Source organism: Thioalkalivibrio sp. AKL10 (genome assembly GCF_000381845.1).
In the GTDB taxonomy this organism is placed as follows: Bacteria; Pseudomonadota; Gammaproteobacteria; order Ectothiorhodospirales; family Ectothiorhodospiraceae; genus Thioalkalivibrio; species Thioalkalivibrio versutus.
In genome coordinates, this window is record NZ_KB907143.1 from 12,810 (window position 1) to 31,006 (window position 18,197).

The 18,197-nt window shown below is 67.3% G+C and carries 11 protein-coding genes; 9 read left to right on the top strand and 2 right to left on the bottom strand.

Annotation, left to right across the window (positions count from 1 at the left end):
* The first annotated feature begins 3 nt into the window (after positions 1 to 3).
* Complete coding sequence (locus G333_RS0105840; protein ID WP_019627938.1) at positions 4 to 969, top strand: arsenic resistance protein; 966 nt, start codon at positions 4 to 6, stop codon at positions 967 to 969.
* Positions 970 to 1,228: 259 nt separating this feature from the next.
* On the opposite strand, the gene fdxA is transcribed toward G333_RS0105840, so the two are convergent.
* Entirely contained in the window at positions 1,229 to 1,552 is a 324-nt protein-coding gene (gene fdxA / locus G333_RS0105845) for a ferredoxin FdxA (RefSeq protein ID WP_018168634.1), read from the bottom strand.
* Positions 1,553 to 2,293: 741 nt separating this feature from the next.
* Between fdxA and G333_RS0105850 the strand changes: the two genes are divergently transcribed.
* Genes G333_RS0105850 through G333_RS0105860 form a run of 3 tightly spaced genes read left to right on the top strand, consistent with a single transcriptional unit; the run spans position 2,294 to position 8,194 of the window.
* Complete coding sequence (locus tag G333_RS0105850; RefSeq protein ID WP_019627939.1) at positions 2,294 to 3,568, top strand: efflux RND transporter periplasmic adaptor subunit; 1,275 nt, start codon at positions 2,294 to 2,296, stop codon at positions 3,566 to 3,568.
* Complete coding sequence (locus tag G333_RS0105855) at positions 3,568 to 6,714, top strand: efflux RND transporter permease subunit (RefSeq protein ID WP_019627940.1); 3,147 nt, start codon at positions 3,568 to 3,570, stop codon at positions 6,712 to 6,714. Before G333_RS0105850 ends, G333_RS0105855 begins: the two co-directional genes overlap by 1 nt.
* The gene (locus G333_RS0105860) at positions 6,707 to 8,194 is read left to right on the top strand and encodes an efflux transporter outer membrane subunit (protein ID WP_019627941.1); all 1,488 of its coding nucleotides are present in this window, start codon (positions 6,707 to 6,709) and stop codon (positions 8,192 to 8,194) included. Before G333_RS0105855 ends, G333_RS0105860 begins: the two co-directional genes overlap by 8 nt.
* A 15-nt stretch (positions 8,195 to 8,209) precedes the next feature.
* Here G333_RS0105860 and mutS read toward each other — a convergent pair whose 3' ends face one another.
* The gene (mutS, locus tag G333_RS0105865) at positions 8,210 to 10,807 is read right to left on the bottom strand and encodes a DNA mismatch repair protein MutS (protein ID WP_019627942.1); all 2,598 of its coding nucleotides are present in this window, start codon (positions 10,805 to 10,807) and stop codon (positions 8,210 to 8,212) included.
* A gap of 562 nt (positions 10,808 to 11,369) precedes the next feature.
* Here mutS and G333_RS0105870 point away from each other — a divergent pair.
* The 5 genes from G333_RS0105870 (at position 11,370) to G333_RS0105890 (ending at position 17,973) form a co-directional block, all read left to right on the top strand.
* Positions 11,370 to 11,672 (top strand): PilZ domain-containing protein, encoded by a 303-nt coding sequence (locus G333_RS0105870; RefSeq protein WP_018649858.1) that lies wholly within the window; start codon positions 11,370 to 11,372, stop codon positions 11,670 to 11,672.
* Positions 11,673 to 11,679: 7 nt separating this feature from the next.
* Positions 11,680 to 12,204 carry a CinA family protein gene (locus tag G333_RS0105875; RefSeq protein ID WP_019627943.1) on the top strand — a complete coding sequence of 175 codons (525 nt, stop codon included), beginning with the start codon at positions 11,680 to 11,682 and terminating at the stop codon, positions 12,202 to 12,204.
* Positions 12,205 to 12,923: 719 nt separating this feature from the next.
* Complete coding sequence (locus tag G333_RS0105880) at positions 12,924 to 16,244, top strand: mechanosensitive ion channel domain-containing protein (protein WP_026340904.1); 3,321 nt, start codon at positions 12,924 to 12,926, stop codon at positions 16,242 to 16,244.
* A 228-nt stretch (positions 16,245 to 16,472) separates the two neighbouring features.
* Positions 16,473 to 17,519: a recombinase RecA gene (gene recA / locus G333_RS0105885; RefSeq protein WP_018144305.1), complete on the top strand. Its 1,047-nt coding sequence runs from the start codon at positions 16,473 to 16,475 to the stop codon at positions 17,517 to 17,519.
* On the top strand, positions 17,494 to 17,973 hold the full coding sequence (locus G333_RS0105890) for a regulatory protein RecX (protein WP_026313031.1): 480 nt from the start codon (positions 17,494 to 17,496) through the stop codon (positions 17,971 to 17,973). Before recA ends, G333_RS0105890 begins: the two co-directional genes overlap by 26 nt.
* Positions 17,974 to 18,197: the final 224 nt, after the last annotated feature.

The window sequence follows — 18,197 nt, forward strand, 5'->3', positions numbered from 1 at the left end:
AGGATGCGTGAGCGGCTGGAGCAGTATCAGGTACTGATCTACCTGGTGACGATCGCACTGGGGCTTTTCCTGGGGGTGGCCGCGCCAGGGGCCAGCGAGTGGCTGGATGTGGTGCTCTGGCCCGTACTCGGGGTGCTGCTGTACGCCACCTTCACGCAGACGCCGCTGCTCCACCTGGGCGAGGCGTTCCGCGAGCCGCGTTTGCTGCTGGCAGCGGTGATCGGCAACTTCGTGGTGATCCCGCCGCTGGTCTGGGCGATCCTCCAGGTGGCGCCGGGCGATCCAGCGATCCTGCTGGGGATCGCCCTCGTGCTGCTGGTGCCCTGCACCGACTGGTTCATCACCTTTACCCATCTCGGCGGCGGCGATACCCGCCGGGCCATCGCCTTCTCACCCATTTCGCTCCTGCTGCAGCTGGCCCTGCTGCCGCTGTACCTGTGGCTGTTCTTTGGCGGTGAGTTCACCCTGGCGCTGGCTGGCGAGGACGTGCTGAAGGCCTTCGCGGGGTTGATCCTGGTCCCGCTGATCCTTGCCTATCTGACCGAACGCTGGGCCTACGACGACCCCGGCCGCGGACACCTGATCTCGGGCCTGGCCTGGCTGCCGGTCCCGTTGCTGGCCGTGGTGGTGTTCATCATTGCGGCCTCGCAGATCAACACGGTGCTCGACGGAGTCGGTGTGCTGTTGCCGCTGCTACTGATCTTTGCCGGTTTCCTGGTGGTCGCGGCCCTGCTGGCGCGGGCCCTGGCCCAGGTGTTCGGCCTGCCGATAGCCGAAGGGCGGGTGCTCGCCTTCAGCCTCGGGTCGCGCAACTCCTTCGTGGTCCTGCCCATCGCGCTCGCCCTGCCGCAGGGGCTGGAACTCGCCGTGGTCGTGGTGGTGTTCCAGTCCCTGGTCGAGCTGATCGGAATGATGGTGTACCTGTGGTGGATTCCCTGCCACCTGTTCCCCGATCGCCCTGCCGCCTGAGGCGGCACTTCCGGGCCCCGGATCGTCGTCCGGCCTTCTCGTGCTGGGTCGATCATCCATTGCGTGCAGGGCCGCTCGCGGGACGATGCGGCCGTCAGCGGAGGCGGCCGCGCGGCAAGCACTTCCTGGCGCGGGTGCGTAGGAGGGCGGGTGGGCGTTGCGCGGGGCCAGCGGAGGAGCCGCTCCCCGGGTGGTGGCGCAGCTCCTGACTGTGAGCTGCGCCCAGGCTGGCGGCTGGCTGGGACCGGTCTTGCCGGGGTTAGCGTTCCAGGTACTGGAGTTTGCCTTCCACGCCGTCCCAATCCTCGGCGTCGGCCGGCGGGTCCTTGCGCGCGGTGATGACCGGCCAGGTGCGGGCGAGTTCGGCGTTCAGTTCGATGAACTGGAGCTGGTCTTCGGGGACGTCGTCCTCCGGCACGATGGCTTCGGCCGGGCATTCCGGCTCGCACAGGGTGCAGTCGATGCATTCGTCGGGGTCGATGGCCAGGAAGTTCGGTCCTTCATGGAAGCAGTCGACCGGGCAGACCTCGACGCAATCGGTGTACTTGCACTTGATGCAGTTATCGAGAACGATGAAAGCCATGCTTGTCTCCCTTTGAATTCAGTCAGTTGACCGGGTTTTTTGAGGCCCGGTCATGGTCGCGGCGGCACGTGTCCCTGGCCTTGCCGACGGGTTATTGCGGCATTGTAACGCCTCCATCGCGGGAGTCGTGAATCCCGGGCACAGGTCGGCGTCATTCAGCATGCGTTGGGCCGCTACCCTTCAGGAAACACTGATCAATGAACGCGTTCGCGCTCGAGTCGCTTTTGCGTGCGAACAAGGCGCGGTGACTGCCGTGCAGTCATTCTGCACAAGGGAACCGCAACGCTGTGCGCGCCCGCTTTTGATAACAACGGGCGGCCGAGCTTCTGCTTTCAATAACTTGCGGGGTTGGCACCCCAGGTTCCCCGATCCTGCGTTGCGCCGCTTACAGGTAGAACCACTACCTGTTGCACGACGCGCCTTGTCTCGGAAAACCTGGGGTACCAACGCGAACGCGTTCATTGATCAGTGTTTCCTTAATGGCGTTGGCGAAATGGCCTGCGGCTACGGGGACTTGGGTGCGACCGCAAAAGACGCAGGCGTTGGTTTACGGGCGCCGAGGCGTCGCGCTAGGGTGGAGACCAGAAGCGTTTGCTGCACCGCCGGGGCCGGTTTTCCGCCTGCGCCCGGTGCCATTGGCCCCTACGTGTCCCTGTTGGTGGGCCGGGCCCCGACAATCTGTGCCCCGGATAACGAGCGGGGCGGGAACCGGGTGCGCCCGGAGTAGTGGGAGAACGATCTATGCATCACTTGCGTTCGGCCACCCCCGTGACCGCTCTGATCCTCGGCTGGCTGTTGCTTGTCCTGCTGCCGGGTTGCGCGGCGGAATCCGAAGAAGAGGATGAGGCGGCTCCCGAGGTCGTGGAAGTCCCGGTGCGCTCGCTGGAAAACGAACTCGTCTCGATCTCCCGTACCTATACTGCGCGTACCCGCAGTCCGCGCGAAGTGGAAGTGCGTGCGCGGGTTTCGGGTGTGCTCGAAAGCCGCCGCTATGAAGAGGGCGAGCAGATCGAGCGCGGCGCCGAAATGTTCCGTATCGATCCGTCGCCCTACGCCGTCCGTGTACGCAGTGGCGAAGCGAGCCTCGAACGGGCCGAGGCCGAGAGGCGTCAGGCCGAGCGCGAGTGGGAACGCGTGCTGGGACTGTACGAGGACAACGCGGCCAGTGGCCGCGAGCGTGACGAGGCCCGCTCGCAACTGGAGCTGGCCGAGGCCGAGGTGGCCGCCGCCGAGGCGGCATTGGCCGAGGCCCGTCTTGATCTCGATTACACCTCGGTCGTCTCGCCCCTGGATGGGGTCGGGGGGCTGGAGGAACGCCCGGAGGGCAGCCTGCTGGAGGCCGGTGATCTGCTCGCCACGGTGACCCAGCTGGATCCGATCCGTGCCGATTTCGCGATACCCGAGGCCCACTTGGCCACCTACGGGCCGCAGATTCGTTCCGGTGTTGGCCTCACGGTGCTGCTCGCCCTGCCGGATGATGCCCTGTACCCCCATCAGGGTCAGATCGATGTAACCGAGGTGTCGGTGGACGAGGCAACCGGCATGGTCGAGGTGCGTGCCCTGTTCCCGAACCGAGATGTGCAGTTGCTGCCCGGCCAGTTCGTGCGGGTCACGTTGAGTGGGCTGATCGCCGGACATGGCAAGCGCGTGCCCCATGCCGCGGTGGTCGAGGGCCCCGAGGGGACGGCGGTCTTTGTCGTTGATGATGACGATGTCCCGCACATGCGGCCCATTCAGATCGGCATGGATCTGGGGGAGGACTTTCTCGTTACCGGGGGGTTGAGTGACGGCGACCGGATCGTGATCGGGGGCGTGGCCGGGATCGAGGAGGGTACCGGCATCCGTCCCCTGGATTCGCCGCGCGCGGCCGAGGAACCGGTGGCCCCGGGGTTGCTGCCCGAGGTATCGACCGACCTGCTGGATGAGGTCATGGATCCGGCGACCGAGCAGGACGCGGTGGACGACATCCTGGACGGGATCGGGAACGGCCCTGACCGCGACCGGGCAAGCGACTGATGTTGCGTTTCTTCATTGGCCGGCCAGTACTGGCCTCGGTCATCTCCATCCTGTTCGTCCTCGCCGGGCTGTCCTCGGCACTGTTCCTGCCCGTTGACCAGTACCCGGACATCCTGCCGCCCAAGGTGGTCGTGACCGCCAGCTATCCCGGTGCCAGTGCGGAGGCGGTGGCGGAGACCGTCGCGGCGCCGATCGAGGCGACAGTCGATGGCGTGGACAACATGGCCTACATGCGCTCGAAGGCCAGCGACGAAGGTGATATGGAGTTGATCATCACCTTCGAGGTGGGCACGGATCCCGACATCGCCGCGATCAATGTGAGCAATGAGGTCGAGGGGGCGATGGGGCGGCTGCCGGATACCGTGGTCAGCTCCGGCATCGCGGTGGAGAAGCGCGCCCCGTCCATGCTGCAGATGATTACCTTCACCTCCTCCGATGGCAGTCTGGACCCCCGTGCGATCAGTGACTACGTCTGGCGCAACGTGTATGCAGAGCTGCGGCGGGCGCCGGGGGTGGGTGACCAGACGTTCTTCGGGGCGCAGATCTATTCCATGCGGATCTGGCTGCAGCCGGACCAGATGGCCGAGTTCGACCTGACCGCGAGTGACATCCGGACCGCGGTGCAGGAGCAGAACGAGCAGTACGCGGCCGGACAGTTCGGCGCCGAGCCGATGGACGAGACGGTCGATTTCACCTACGCCGTCACGACCCCCGAGCGCTTCTCCGAGGTGGAGGAATTCGAGCAGGTGATCCTGCGCAGTACCCCGGACGGGTCTGCGCTGCGTCTGGGTGATGTGGCGCGGGTGGAACTGGGCGCGCATCTGTACAACTTCGGCGCGCGACACAACGGCGAGGTTGCCGTGCCGGTCGGCATCTACCTCCAGCCCGGGGCCAACGCGCTGGAGACGGCGCGCGGGGTGCGCGCAATCCTGGAAGAGCTGGAGCCGCGTTTCCCCGACAGTCTCGAGTACCACATTCCGTTCGACACCACGACCTTCATCGACCAGTCGGTGCAGCGCGTCCTGCTGACCCTGGTGCAGGCGCTGATCCTGGTGGTGGCCGTGGTGTACCTGTTCCTGCAGACGGTCCGCGCCACCGCGGTTCCCATCGTGGCGGTGCCGGTCTCGTTGATTGGCACGCTCGCCGGCATGTACCTGCTGGGCTTCTCCGCCAACATGCTGACGCTGTTTGGCCTGGTGCTGGCGATCGGGATCGTCGTGGACAACGCGATCATCGTGCTGGAGAACACCGAGCGGTTGATGCGCGAGCAAGGCATGAAGGCAGTGGATGCGGCCTACCAGACGGTCGATGAAGTCGCCACGCCGATTATCGCCATGACCCTGGTGACCATTGCCGTGTTCGTGCCGGTGGCCTTTATCGGGGGCTTCAGCGGGCAGATGTACCAGCAGTTCGCAATCACGATCGCCGTCTCGGTGGGGATCTCCGGCGTCGTCGCACTGACGCTGAGCCCGGCGATGTGCGCCCGCTTGCTGTCCGACAAGCCGCGCCGTCCGGCCTTTCCGTTTCGCTGGTTCAACGCTGCGTTCGAACGCTTTACCGGTGTCTACATGGTCGGCGTACGCTTCCTGCTGCGGCGCAATGTCCTGGGCATGGGTCTGTTCGCATTGCTGCTGGTGGCCATCGTGGTCCTGTTCCGCATCGTCCCGGGCGGGCTGGTGCCGGATGAGGATCAGGGCTATGTCTTTGCCGCGGCCGAACTGCCCGCCGCCGCCTCGCTGCACCGTACCGAGTCCGTGATGGACCAGCTGGCGGAGGAGGCCCTGGCGGACCCGGATACGGCGGACGTCGTCGCCTTTTCCGGGATGGATCTCCTGTCCGGTGGCATGAAGACCTACGCGGGCGTGGCCTACGTGACCCTGAAGGACTGGTCCGAGCGCCGCGATGCCGATCAGGGCAGCGACGCGGTGATCGACCGGCTGGTCGCACAGGGCGAACGCCAGCCGGAGGCGAACATCCGCGCATTCAATCCGCCGCCGATTACCGGGATCTCCACCACCGGGGGCTTTGATGCCTATCTGCAAAGCCGGGTTGGGGATGATTTCAAGACCATGCGCGAACGCGCCGACGAGGTCATCGAGGCGGCGCGCGAGCGGCCGGAACTGGCCGACGTGCGTACGGCCCTCAATGTCGAGGTGCCGCGGTACGACGTTGAGATTGATCGCGAGCGTGCCTTTGCCGCCGAGGTGCCGCTGGGGGATGTCTTCGATGCCATGCAGAGCACGTTCGGAGCCGTGTATCTGAACGACTTCTCGCTGTTCGGGCGGGTGATGCGGGTCCACATGCAGGCCGAGGCCGAATATCGCCAGCGGCCGGATGATCTCGACAAGGTGTTCGTCCGTTCCGATACCGGCACGCTGGTGCCGCTGTCCAGCCTGCTCACGGTCGAGCGCGTGCAGGCACCGGACGAGGTCGAGCGCTTCAACGTGTTTCCGGCCGCGCGGATCATGGGCGAGCCGGCACCGGGCTACAGCTCGGGCGAGGCGATCCGTGCGTTGAACGAAGTGGTCGACGAGACCCTTTCGGACGACTACCTCCTGAGTTGGACCGGGGCCGAATATCTGGAGCAGCAGGCGGCCGGGACCTCGATGCTGGCGTTCGTGCTGGGCGTGGTGTTCGTGGTGTTGATCCTGGCGGCGCAATACGAACGCTGGAGCTTGCCGCTGGCTGTGTTGCTGGCCGTGCCCTTCGCGATCTTCGGGGCGTTGGTCGCGATCTGGCTCACTGGGCAGGAGAACGGGATCTACTTCCAGATTGGCTTGCTGGTGCTGGTTTCGCTGGCGGCCAAGAATGCGATCCTGATCGTCGAATTTGCTCAGCTCAAGCGCGACGAGGGGCTGGAGCTGTTCGATGCGGCCGTGGAGGCGGCGCGTCTGCGCTTCCGGCCGATCATGATGACCGCCATGTCGTTCATCCTGGGGGCGGTGCCGCTGGCCTTGGCCTCGGGTGCCGGCGCGAACAGTCAGCATGCGATTGGCATCGGCATTATCGGCGGCATGCTGAGTGCGACCTTCCTCGCGCTTCTGTTCGTGCCGTTGTTCTATTACGTCATTAGCAGTGGCGTGGAGCGCCTGAACGGCCGCCCGCGCGGAACGGAGCCTTCGGGGGAGACCGGAACGCATGCGTAGCGCCCTGCCAAGGACCCTGACCGGTGCAGCCCTGGCCCTGGTGCTGGCGGGCTGTGCGGTGGGGCCGGACTACGAGCGCCCGGAGGTCGCCCTCCCGGAGGCATGGCCGGAGGCGATTGGCGAGCAGATGGACAAGGACTACGCCGATGCCGAGTTCTGGTGGGAGATGTTCGAGGACCCGCGGCTCGACCGCCTGGTGCGCGACGCCCTGGAGAACAACCTCGATGCCGAGATCGCCGCGGCCCGTGTGGTGCAGGCGCGGGCCGTGCTGGGGCTCAGCCGCGCTGAACAGTTTCCCCGTCTGGATGGCGAGGCCGAGGTCTTGCGCGAGAATCCGGGGCGCGGGGACGATCCCGAGACCGAGATCACGATCGCCGCGGTGTTGAGCTACGAGGTCGACCTGTGGGGGCGGCTCGCGAGGGCGAACCAGGCGGCGCGAGCCCGTCTGCTGAACGCGGCCTTCACCCGGGATGCCCTGCGTCTGGCGGTGGTCAGTGACGTGGTCAGCACGTATTTCGACTACCGCGCGACGCGCGAACAAATCGAGACCACCGAGGCCACCATCCAGTCGCAGACCGAGGCCCTCGAACTCGAGCGGTCACGCCGCGAGAGTGGCGCGACTACCGACCTGACGGTGCGTCAGGCACAGGCCGAGCTGGAGACCAGCCGGGCGAGCCTGCCCGGGTTGCAAGCGGATGCAGACCAACAGCGGCGCGCCCTGGCGGTGCTGGTCGGAGAGATCGGGGCGGTGATCGACGGGCTCGACGGCCTCGGCGACGAGGGCCTGGAAGCCCTCCCGGAGACGCTCTCCGGCCTGCCGCACTCGGTGCCATCGGATCTCATCACCCGGCGGCCTGATATTCGCGCGGCGGAAACCCGACTGATCGCGGCCAACGCGGATATCGGGGTGGCGCGGGCCGAATGGTTGCCGAGCCTGAATCTGGCGGCCCTGTTTGGGCAGGAGGCGAGCGGGGTGAGCCAGTTGGCCTCCGGTGATTCGGCGATCTGGGAGTTGCTGGTCGGGTCCACGGTTCCGCTCCTCGATTTTGGGCGGCGTCAGGCGACCATTGACGGGGTGGAGGCCGAGTACGCGATCGCGGAGCTGGAGTATCGCCTGGCGATCCAGGAGGCCCTGGTCGAGGTGGGCAATGCCTGGAGCGTCCTGAACGCGGCCCACGAGCGGGTGGAGGCACGCCAGCGCGAGATGCGTGCCCGGATCGAGGTCCTTGACCTGGCGGAGCGGCGCTATCTCGGCGGCTTCGTGGGCTATCTGGAGGTGCTGGACGCGCGTCGCGCCCTGCTGGATGCGAGCCTGACCCTGACCGAGGCCTCGCGCGATCGGCTGGCGGCCACCGCGACGCTATTCCGTGCGCTGGGTGGCGGCTGGGACAGCGCGGCGATCCCGTCGGATGTGCTGGAAGATGGCGATCCGGACGATGCCAAGGAAGAGGCGGTCACGCCCGCGGATCCGGACGACTGACCCCCGACGCAGCGGCTACTTTTCGCGCAGGGCGTCTTTCATCCGGTAGAGGGCATCCAGGGCCTCGCGCGGGGACATGTCGTCCGGGTCCAGGGTATCGAACAGGGCCTTCAGGGCGCGTGCCTCCGCTTCGTACGGCTCGGGTTCGGGTGCGGCCACGTTGGCCGGGTCGGGCTTGGGCGTGAACAGCCCCAGTTGCGGCGAGTCGCTCTCGGCGGCGCGGTCCTCGAGCTCGCGCAGGTGCTGGCGCGCGAGCTTCAGGACATCGGCCGGTACCCCGGCCAGTTGCGCTACCTGCAGGCCGTAACTCTGATTGGCCGGCCCCTCGCGGACCTGGTGCAGGAACACGATGCTGTGCTCGTGTTCCATGGCATCCGTGTGCACGTTGGCGACCGCGGGCTCGCGTTCGGCCAGCGCCGTCAGCTCGAAGTAGTGCGTGGCGAACAGGGTCAGGGCGCGATTGTGGCGCGTCAGGCGTTCGGCGCAGGCGAGCGCCAGGGCGAGGCCGTCGAAGGTGCTGGTGCCGCGGCCGATCTCGTCCATCAGCACCAGGCTCTCGGGGCCCGCGTTGTGCAGGATGTTGGCGGCCTCGGTCATCTCCACCATGAAGGTGGAGCGTCCGGAGGTCAGGTCGTCGGAGGCCCCGATGCGGGTGAAGATCCGGTCCACCGGCCCGATCTGCGCGCGCGCGGCTGGCACGAAGCTGCCCATGCAGGCCAGCAGCACGATCAGCGCGGTCTGGCGCATGTAGGTGGACTTGCCGCCCATGTTGGGGCCGGTGATGACCAGCAGCCTGCGCTCTTCGGGGTCCAGCTCGGTGTCGTTGGCGACGAAGGGCGCATCCAGGCCGGCCTCCACTACCGGGTGGCGGCCCTGTTCGATGCGGATGCCGGGCGTGTCGACCAGTTCCGGGCAGTGCCAGTCCAGGCGCCTGGCCCGCTCGGCCAGGCAGGCCAGGGCATCCAGTTCGGCCAGCGCGTCCGCAATCACGCGCAGACCCGGGGCGCGACCCTGGAGCTCGGCGATCAGGCCGTCGAACAGGGCGCGCTCGCGGGCCATGGCCTGCTCGCGGGCGGAGAGGATCTCGTCCTCGAAGCGTTTGAGTTCCTCGGTGGTGTAGCGCTCGGCGTTCTTCAGCGTCTGGCGGCGCATGAAGCGCCCGGGCAGCTCCGCCGAGCGCGTGCGCGAGACCTCGATGTAGTAGCCGTGCACCCGGTTGTAGGCGACCTTCAGCGTGGGGATGCCGGTGGCCTCGCGCTCGCGCGCCTCGATCTCGCGCAGGAACGAGTCGGCATCGTTCTCCAGTGCGCGCAGGCGATCCAGCTCGGCATCGAAGCCGGCGCGGATCATGCCGCCGTCGGTGACGCGCAGTGGTGGCTCCTCGACCAGCGCGGCGGCCAGGGTCGCGCTCAGCTCGCCTTCCGGCGCCAGGGCCTCGTACAGCGCCTGCAGGGAGGCCGCGCTGGCGGCCAGTGGGGTCAGGGCCTGGTGCAGGGGCGGCAGGCGTTCGAGACTCGCGAGCAGGGCGGTCAGGTCGCGCGGCCGGGCGCTGCCGAGGACGATGCGCGACAGGATGCGTTCGACATCCGCGCTGCCGGCCAGGGCCTCGCGCAGGGGCGCGGTGGCCCCCGCCTCCAGAAGTCCGGTAATCGCGGTCTGGCGCTCGCGGATGATGGCGCGGTCGCGCAGTGGCTGGTGCAGCCACTGCAGTAGTCGGCGCGAACCCATCGCCGAGCGGGTGGTGTCCAGCAGGGCCAGCAGGGATCCGTGGCGTTCGCCGCCCAGGGTGCGGGTCAGCTCCAGGTTGCGGCGGGTGGCCGGGTCCAGCACCAGCATCTGGCTGCGCAGTTCGTGCGCCAGGCCGGTGATGTGCGCGAGATCCCCGCGATGGCGGTTCTGCACGTAGGCAAGCAGGGCGCCGGCCGCGGCGATGCCGAGATCCAGGCCATCGCAGCCAAAGCCGGAGAGATCCCGGGTGCCAAAGTGCGTGGTCAGGACCCGGCGGGCGGAGACACCGTCGAAATGCCAGTCGGCGTGGCGCTGCGGGGCGAAGCCCTCGATCCCGGGGATGGGCGCGGCCTGGTCGGGGATCAGGCATTCCACCGGGTCCAGCCGTGCCAGCTCGGCGGCCAGTTCGGTCGCGTCGCGCACCTCCAGCAGGCGGAACTGGCCGGAGGCGAACTCCAGGCTGGCAATCCCGTAGCCCTCCTTGCGGCCCTTGATCGCGGCCGAGCCGGCGGGGCACACCGCGACCATCCGGTTGATGCTGCGGGCGTCCAGCAGGGCCTCCTCGGTGACCGTGCCGGGGGTGACGATGCGCACGACCTCGCGCTTCACCGGGCCCTTCTGTTCTCCGACGGCGCCGGTCTGCTCGCAGATGGCTACGCTCTCGCCCAGCTTCAACAGGCGCGCGAGATAGCTCTCCAGCGTGTGCACCGGGATCCCGGCCATGGGGATCGGCTGTCCGGCCGATTCGCCACGCCGGGTCAGGGTGATATCGAGCAGTCCCGCGGCGCGCTCGGCGTCATCATGGAACAGCTCGTAGAAATCACCCATGCGGTAGAGCAGCAGCGTATCCGGGTACTCGGCCTTGATACCGAGGTACTGCTGCATCATCGGGGTGTGTGCGGAAAGTGGCGTCTTGTCAGTCACTTGTTAGCGGCTGTCCAGAAAATCGGGATTCGCAATCAGACATTTGTCCAATACTCGGCGGTTCGCCGCGCACGGTATCACGCGCGCGGATGCATCGGTTGGCAATCCCCCGTGCTCCCGTGCGGGCTCCGTACCCCAACGAGAAACGCCCCGGCCTCAGGGGGGGGGGCACGGGGCGCCGAGCACACAGGGGGGCGGTGCTCTTCAGTCACGCTATCCCGCGCCCATGCGGACCGCAAGCAGGCCAACTAACGCTCCATACCCCTGCCTGTAACGCCCTCAAGCAGGGGGCCGGCGCTCGCGCGGCTGGCATGGCCCTGTGGCGTGGTCTGCCCGCGATTGGCCCGGCTAATGCGGCATCTCATCGGCGTATGGGCGGCGGCGCTCATCGGTCCGGCGGCGCTCGATTCGGGCAGATGCGCAGTATACGGATGCGGTGCCCGGCATGGCAGCTGGGTCAGGTGCGGGAGTTGTGCCACACTCGGGACAGCGCAAGTGACGCGATGTCAGGGAGGAGGCGAGCATGATCGGGGAAGAGGATCGGCGCGATCACCGGCGGATGCAGGTCAGCACGGCGGCGCGCGTCACCTGGCGCTCCAGTGGCGAGTCCATCAGCGTGCAGTTGGAGGACCTCTCCGCCATGGGTTGCGCCTTTGTGGCGCAGCGCGAGACCGATGCCGGTGTGGGCATTACGGTCTCGGTGCCTAGCCCGGACGGTCGCCTGGAAGGGCTTGAGCGTCACGGCCGCGTGGTGCGCTGCGCCCCTGTCGAGGGCGCATCCGGCAACGGCTGGCGGGTTGCGGTCGCCTTCGATCTGGAGGGATGATCGCCCCATGACGGCAGAATCGAGCACCACCCTCCTGACCCTCCGCGAGTCCGACGCCCCGAGCCTGTCGGCCCTGGTTTATGACCTGAGCGAGCGCCTGATGGCGAAGGGCGAACGCCTGTGCACCGTGGAATCCTGCACCGGCGGCGGCATCGCGCAGGCGATGACGGATATTCCGGGTAGCTCGCAGTGGTTCGAATGCGGCTGGGTGGCGTACTCGAACGCCGCCAAGACCGCGATGGTTGGCGTGCCGCCCGAGTTGATCGAGCAACACGGCGCCGTCAGCGAGGCGGTGGCCCGTGCAATGGTCGAGGGTGGGCTGGCCCGCAGCGGGGCGAATCACGCGCTCTCGGTCACCGGAATCGCCGGACCCGGGGGCGGGACCGACGCCAAGCCGGTCGGTACGGTCTGCTTCGGTTGGCAACAGCGAGGCCAGGATGCCCGTGTCGAGACCTGCCATTTCGATGGCGAACGCCACGAGGTCCGCCTGCAGTCCATGCTGCATGCCCTGAGCGAACTGCTGGCGCACTAGGGAAACCCTGATCAAGGGACCCGTTCGCGCGCGAGTCGGTCTTGCGTGCGAACAAGGCGCGGTGACCGCCGTGCAGTCACCCGGCACAAGGGAGTCGTAACGCCTGCACGCGCCGCACCTGGAGTCTCCTGGGCACACGGGCCCCGCCAATGAAAACGCCCCGGCCTCTGGAGGCGCGGGGCGTCGAGCACACAGGGGGGGGGGGGGGTGCTCGCAGGAAACGCTATTCGCCCCCTTTGATCCTCGCAAGCCAACTGGCTCACAGACCCCGAATTTCGCCCTGAACCCCGCGCCGGAACGTGTGCGGGGTCACGCCTGTGTGGGCCGCGTTCGGGGCGGGGGGCCCGATTGCGCGGGTGTGTGCCGGCGTCCGTTCCGCGGCGTCGGGGTTGCATGGCCGCCGGGATCGCGGTCGCGGATACCGCTGCGGGATTAACGCAGTCACAGAACCGGGCAGGCGAACCGGGGCAACGCGGTATACGGTATATGTTGTGCATACGGAGGTCGTATGCCCCGGAACGCGCGGAGTATGCCGGGCGGGGCGGGATCGCAAGTCGACGGCGGGCGGGTTCGCGGACAGGTAGATCATGAGAAGGATCGACGGATGCAACAAGGGCCGCCGGACGTGGCGGCTCGCGTTTCTTGGGATCGCCCTGTTGTTGGTGGTGGCCGGTCCACTGGCGGGGGCGGACGCGGATCCGGAGTCATCCTCGCCGGTGGTGGTCAGCCCGGCGGAAGAGGCGGCCCTGGAGGCCGATCTGGCCGTTTTCCGCGACCGTCTCCCCGAGCTTCTGGAAGCCGTGGATACCCAGCCGGCGGAGGAGTGGCTGGAGGCCAGTCCGCTGGACGAGCTCGAGGCGCGCAGCGCTGACGAGGACCGGGCGGAAGCGGAACGGGCACTGTGGGAGGAGGCCCGCGAGTACGAGCAGGCGGCCGTGGAGCGAGTGCGGGGAGCGCTGGACCGTGCGACCACCGCCCGGGAGGTGCCGGAGCGTCTGGGCGAGTTGGAACAGGGTCTGGACGGGGTCGGGGCATTCCCGGCCGGGCTGGGCGAAGAGGTCTCGATCCGCCGCATCGAGGATGAGCTGGAACGGGTGGGGCGCGACCGCGAGCGACTGGAAGCGGAACTCGATGACCAGCGCATCCTGCACGCGCAACTGGAAGAGCAGGCGGAGGTTCAGGCGGAGACCCTGGAACGCCTGCGCCGGGAGCGTCAGGAGCTGGAGGACGGGCCACAGCCGCTGCCCGAGGAGGTCGAATGGACGGAGGCTCACGCAGCCGTGCAGGAGGCCCGGGCGCGACAGGCGGATGCTCGCCTGCTTGCGGCGCAGCTGGATGCCGTTTCGCTGCCGCCGCGGATGCAGGGGCGGGGCCTGCTGATCCGCGGTCTGGAGTTGGAGGCGCGCTGGCAGAGTGTCCTGCAGAGTCGGCTGGAGGTCCGGTTGACCGAACTGTCCAGCGAGGAACTGCAGGAACTGCGGGCGGAGCTGCGTACCCTGCTGGAGCGTCAGCCGGAAGCGCAGCTGCACCATGCGGAGGAAATCGAGGAACTGCATGCGGCGTTCGACCGCATCGCAGAGGCCCAGGCACAGACCCGCACCCTGCAGTATGAGCGTGACCGGCTGGTCCGGGTCGAGCGCGAACTGGCGCAATCCCTGTCCCATGTCCACGAACGTCTGGAGATCAGTGGTCTGACCGAGGCGCTGGGTGGGGTCTTCCTGGAGGAGCAGCGACGCCTGCGCGATCTTGACCAGGTCCGTTTCCAGCTACGTGATCTGGAGCGGGAGCTGGCGCAGTCGCAGTTACGGACCATCAGCTTGCGCGAGCGTCTGGCTGTGCTGCCGGCGGACCCGGTGGCGGAATGGGAACCCGCGGCCCGTGCGGCCTTGCGCGAGCTGCGCCGCCAGACCCTGAATGCGGAGCTGCATGCCGAGGAGGCGCGGACCGAACAACTGCGCCAGGCCGACCTGCGGCTGCGTGCGGTCGTCGATCTGGTGGCGGAGCTCGACCGGATCCTGCAAGAAGCGTTGCTCTGGTGGCCAAGCCATTCCCCGGTCGGGGTCGCGTGGTTCGAGCGGGCGCCGGCCGCGACCCTGGCGCTGGTGGACCCCGCCGCCTGGGCGGAGTTGCGGGAGACATTCCTGCGCCAGACGCTGCACCGGCCATGGTTCATCGGGTTCATTCTGCTGGTGGCGGGGTTGCTGTATCTCGCCGGGCGCAATGTCCACCGGCATCTGGAGCGTCTCGCCGAAACGACCCGTCACCGCTACACGGACAGTATTGCGGTCACCGTCCGGGCCCTGGGGTGGAGTCTGCTGCGCGTTTTACCCGTGCCGTTTCTGCTGCTGACTCTCTCATTCCAGTTGCATGCGGTCCCGGAGCCGGGTTTTGCAGTGGAGGTCCTGTCCCTGGCACTGATCACGGTTTCGGTGTGGTGGATGGCGGGCCACCTCCTGCTGCTCTTCATCAGCCGCCATGGGGTCGGGACCGTGCATTTCGGCTGGCCCGAGCCATTGCTGACGCGTCTGTATCGTCACCTGCACTGGTTTCTTCCGGTGCAGACCCTGCTGTTCCTGTTCGTGGCCCTGGCCTTCGGGCACCCGAGCGACGAGGTATTCGATCTTTATGGCCGTTTGGCACTCCTGGCGGTCATCGTGAATTTTGCGATGGTGGCCTGGCTGCTTCTGGCGCCGGTCCCGGACGGTTCGAAAGGCGGCTCGCTGGACGAGCGCCGCCGGTTATTGCTGCGGGGGCTCGTGATCGTGATGGTGGTGGGCCTGGCGGCCCTTGCCCTGGCCGGTTATCTGTACACCGTGGCCGAGCTCCTGCGGCATCTGATCGGGACGGTGCTGGTGCTGATTGTTGTCGGTCTTGGTTACAGCCTGGCGGCCCGGTGGCTCGTCCTGGGAGAGATGCGGCTCGCGCTGCTCCGGAACCGTGAGCGGCGCGAGCAGGAGGCGGTCACCGAGGGCGGCAGCGGCGGCGAAACTGGGCTGGACGTCCCCGAGCCGCAGCTGAGCATGGAGGACGTCAATCTGCAAAGCCGCACGCTGCTGCGGGTGGCGGCGCTGGGCGGCACGGTAGTGGGACTGTTGTGGGTGTGGTCGGACATCCTGCCGGCCCTGGCCTGGCTGGACGGGATCACACTGTGGTCGCGCACGATCGAGATCGGCGAGAGCGAGATCCTCACCAGCGTGTCCCTCCAGGATCTGTTGCTGGCTGGGTTTCTGGGGCTGCTGTTTCTGTTGTCCGCGCGCAACTTGCCGGGGCTGGTGGAGATCCTGCTGTCGCGCAGCACGCAGATGGATGCGCCCGGGCGCTACACGTTCACCATGCTCCTGCGCTATTTGCTGGCCGTGGTGGCGGTTATCGTGGTGTTTTCGCTTCTGGGCCTGCGCTGGAGCGAGATCCAGTGGCTGGTGGCGGCGCTGACCGTCGGTCTGGGTTTTGGTCTGCAGGAGGTCGTGGCCAACTTCGTTGCCGGGCTGATCGTGTTGCTGGAGCGCCCGGTCCGGGTGGGCGATACCATCACCGTTGGCGAATACAGCGGGACGGTATCGAAGATCCGGGGCCGTGCTACCACGATCGTCGACTGGGACAACCGGGAGATCGTCGTTCCCAACAAGACGTTCATCTCCGACCATCTGATCAACTGGACTCTGAGCGACACCACCACGCGGCTGGTGATCCCGGTGGGGGTCAGCTATGCGTCCGATGTCGATCTTGTCCGGGAGACCCTGCTGGAGGTGGCCCACGATGACCCGCACGTCCTGGAGGATCCCGAATCGGTAGTGTATTTCCTCCGGTTTGGCGATAACGCGCTGAATTTCGAACTGCGAGTGTTCGTCTGCCAGATGGCGGACCGGCTGGTCACGCTGAGCGGGCTCCACACCGCGATCATCAAGCGTTTCCGCGAACAGGGGATCGAGATCGCTTTTCCGCAGATGGATGTTCACCTGCACGACGACGAAACCCGGAGGCGTCGTGCCGTGCCCCCCGCGGCGGGTCCCGACGAACCCGGAAACCCCATGGATCGGTGACGGGTGCCCGGTTCGTTGGCCCGGGGCCGTGACCCGGGCCAACCCAAGCGTCCCGCCCGCAGGCCAGGCGGCTTGGCTCCCGCGCCGCGGGTGTCTTGTGCAAGTCCTTTGTCCCTGCACGATCACGGGTTGGGTCACTCCCCGCCCTGTGGGATACTGCGGCCCCGTATCCGCCCCGTCTTGGGCAACGGGTCGGAAACCATCGCAGCAAGTATCGGGAGGCATACCGTGGACGACAATCGCAAGAAGGCCCTGACCGCCGCACTCGGGCAGATCGAACGCCAATTCGGCAAGGGCGCGGTCATGCGCATGGGCGATCAGGAGGCGGTGGACGTCCCCGCGATCTCCACGGGCTCCCTGGCACTGGATATCGCGCTCGGCATCGGCGGTGTGCCGCGCGGGCGCGTGGTCGAGATCTACGGGCCGGAATCCTCGGGCAAGACGACCCTGACCCTGCAGGTGATCGCCGAGGCGCAAAAGGCCGGCGGTACGGCCGCGTTTGTCGATGCCGAACACGCACTGGACCCGACCTACGCCGAGAAGCTGGGCGTGAACGTGGACGACCTGCTGGTCTCGCAGCCGGATACCGGCGAGCAGGCCCTGGAGATCTCCGACATGCTGGTGCGTTCCGGCGCGATCGACGTCGTGGTCGTCGACTCGGTGGCCGCGTTGACGCCCAAGGCCGAGATCGAGGGCGAGATGGGCGACTCCCACGTCGGCCTGCAGGCGCGGCTGATGTCGCAGGCCCTGCGCAAGCTGACCGCCAACATCAAGCGTTCCAACACGCTGGTCATCTTCATCAACCAGATCCGCATGAAGATCGGCGTGATGTTCGGCAGCCCCGAGACCACCACCGGCGGCAACGCGCTCAAGTTCTACTCCTCCGTGCGCATGGACATCCGCCGCATCGGCGCGATCAAGAAGGGCGACGAGGTCATCGGCAACGAGACCCGTGTGAAGGTCGTGAAGAACAAGATGGCGCCCCCGTTCCGCGAGGCCTATTTCGAGATCCTCTACGGCGAGGGCATCTCCCGCGTTGGCGAGATCATCGAGATGGGCGTAAAGGAAGGCCTGATCGACAAGGCCGGCGCCTGGTACAGCTACAACGGCGAGCGCATCGGCCAGGGCAAGGAAAACGCCCGCCAGTACCTGAAGGACAACCCGCACATCGCCGAGGAAGTCGAAAAGACGCTGCGCGAACGCCTGCTGCCCAAGCGCAACAAGGCCACGGTAGAGGACGTGCCGGTCGATGCCCCGGTCGAGGAGCAAGGCTGACCCGGCCGACCCCGAGGCTGCGCTTGAGGTGGGCCTGCGGTTGCTGGTTCGGCGTGAACACTCCGGTCTGGAGCTGGCGCGCAAGCTCGGTGAGCGCGGCTTCGAACGGGATGCCGTGGACGCCGCGCTGGAGCGTGCGCGCGAGCTCGACTATCTGAGCGATACCCGTTACGCGGACTTCATGGCCCGCCACCGTACCGAACAGGGTTACGGCGAACAGCGCATCCGCGCCGAACTGGCCCACAACGGCATCGGCAACGACACCGTGAACGCCGCCATCGATGCCCTGGAGATCGACTGGATCGACCAGGCCCGTGGCCAGCTCGAACGCCACTTCCGTCATCCGCCCGAGACCCGCGAGGACGAGGCCCGCTATCTTCGCCACCTCGCGGGTCGCGGATTCCCCGGCGGTGTCGCCCACCAGGCCCTCGCCGCCTGGAAAGACGAGCCCTGAGACCCAGTGTCATTGCGAGGAGCTCCGCGACGAAGCAATCTGCGTCCGGAACCACCTGATCCAGCCGCTGCGCGAACCGTCAGCGATTGCCACGGCCCCTTCAGGGCCTCGCGATGACGTTTCTCGAGCCCCGTCATTGCGAGGAGCACCGCGACGAAGCAATCTGCGTCCAGAGCCACCGGATCCAGACGTCGAACAAACCGCCAGTGATTGCCACGGCTCCT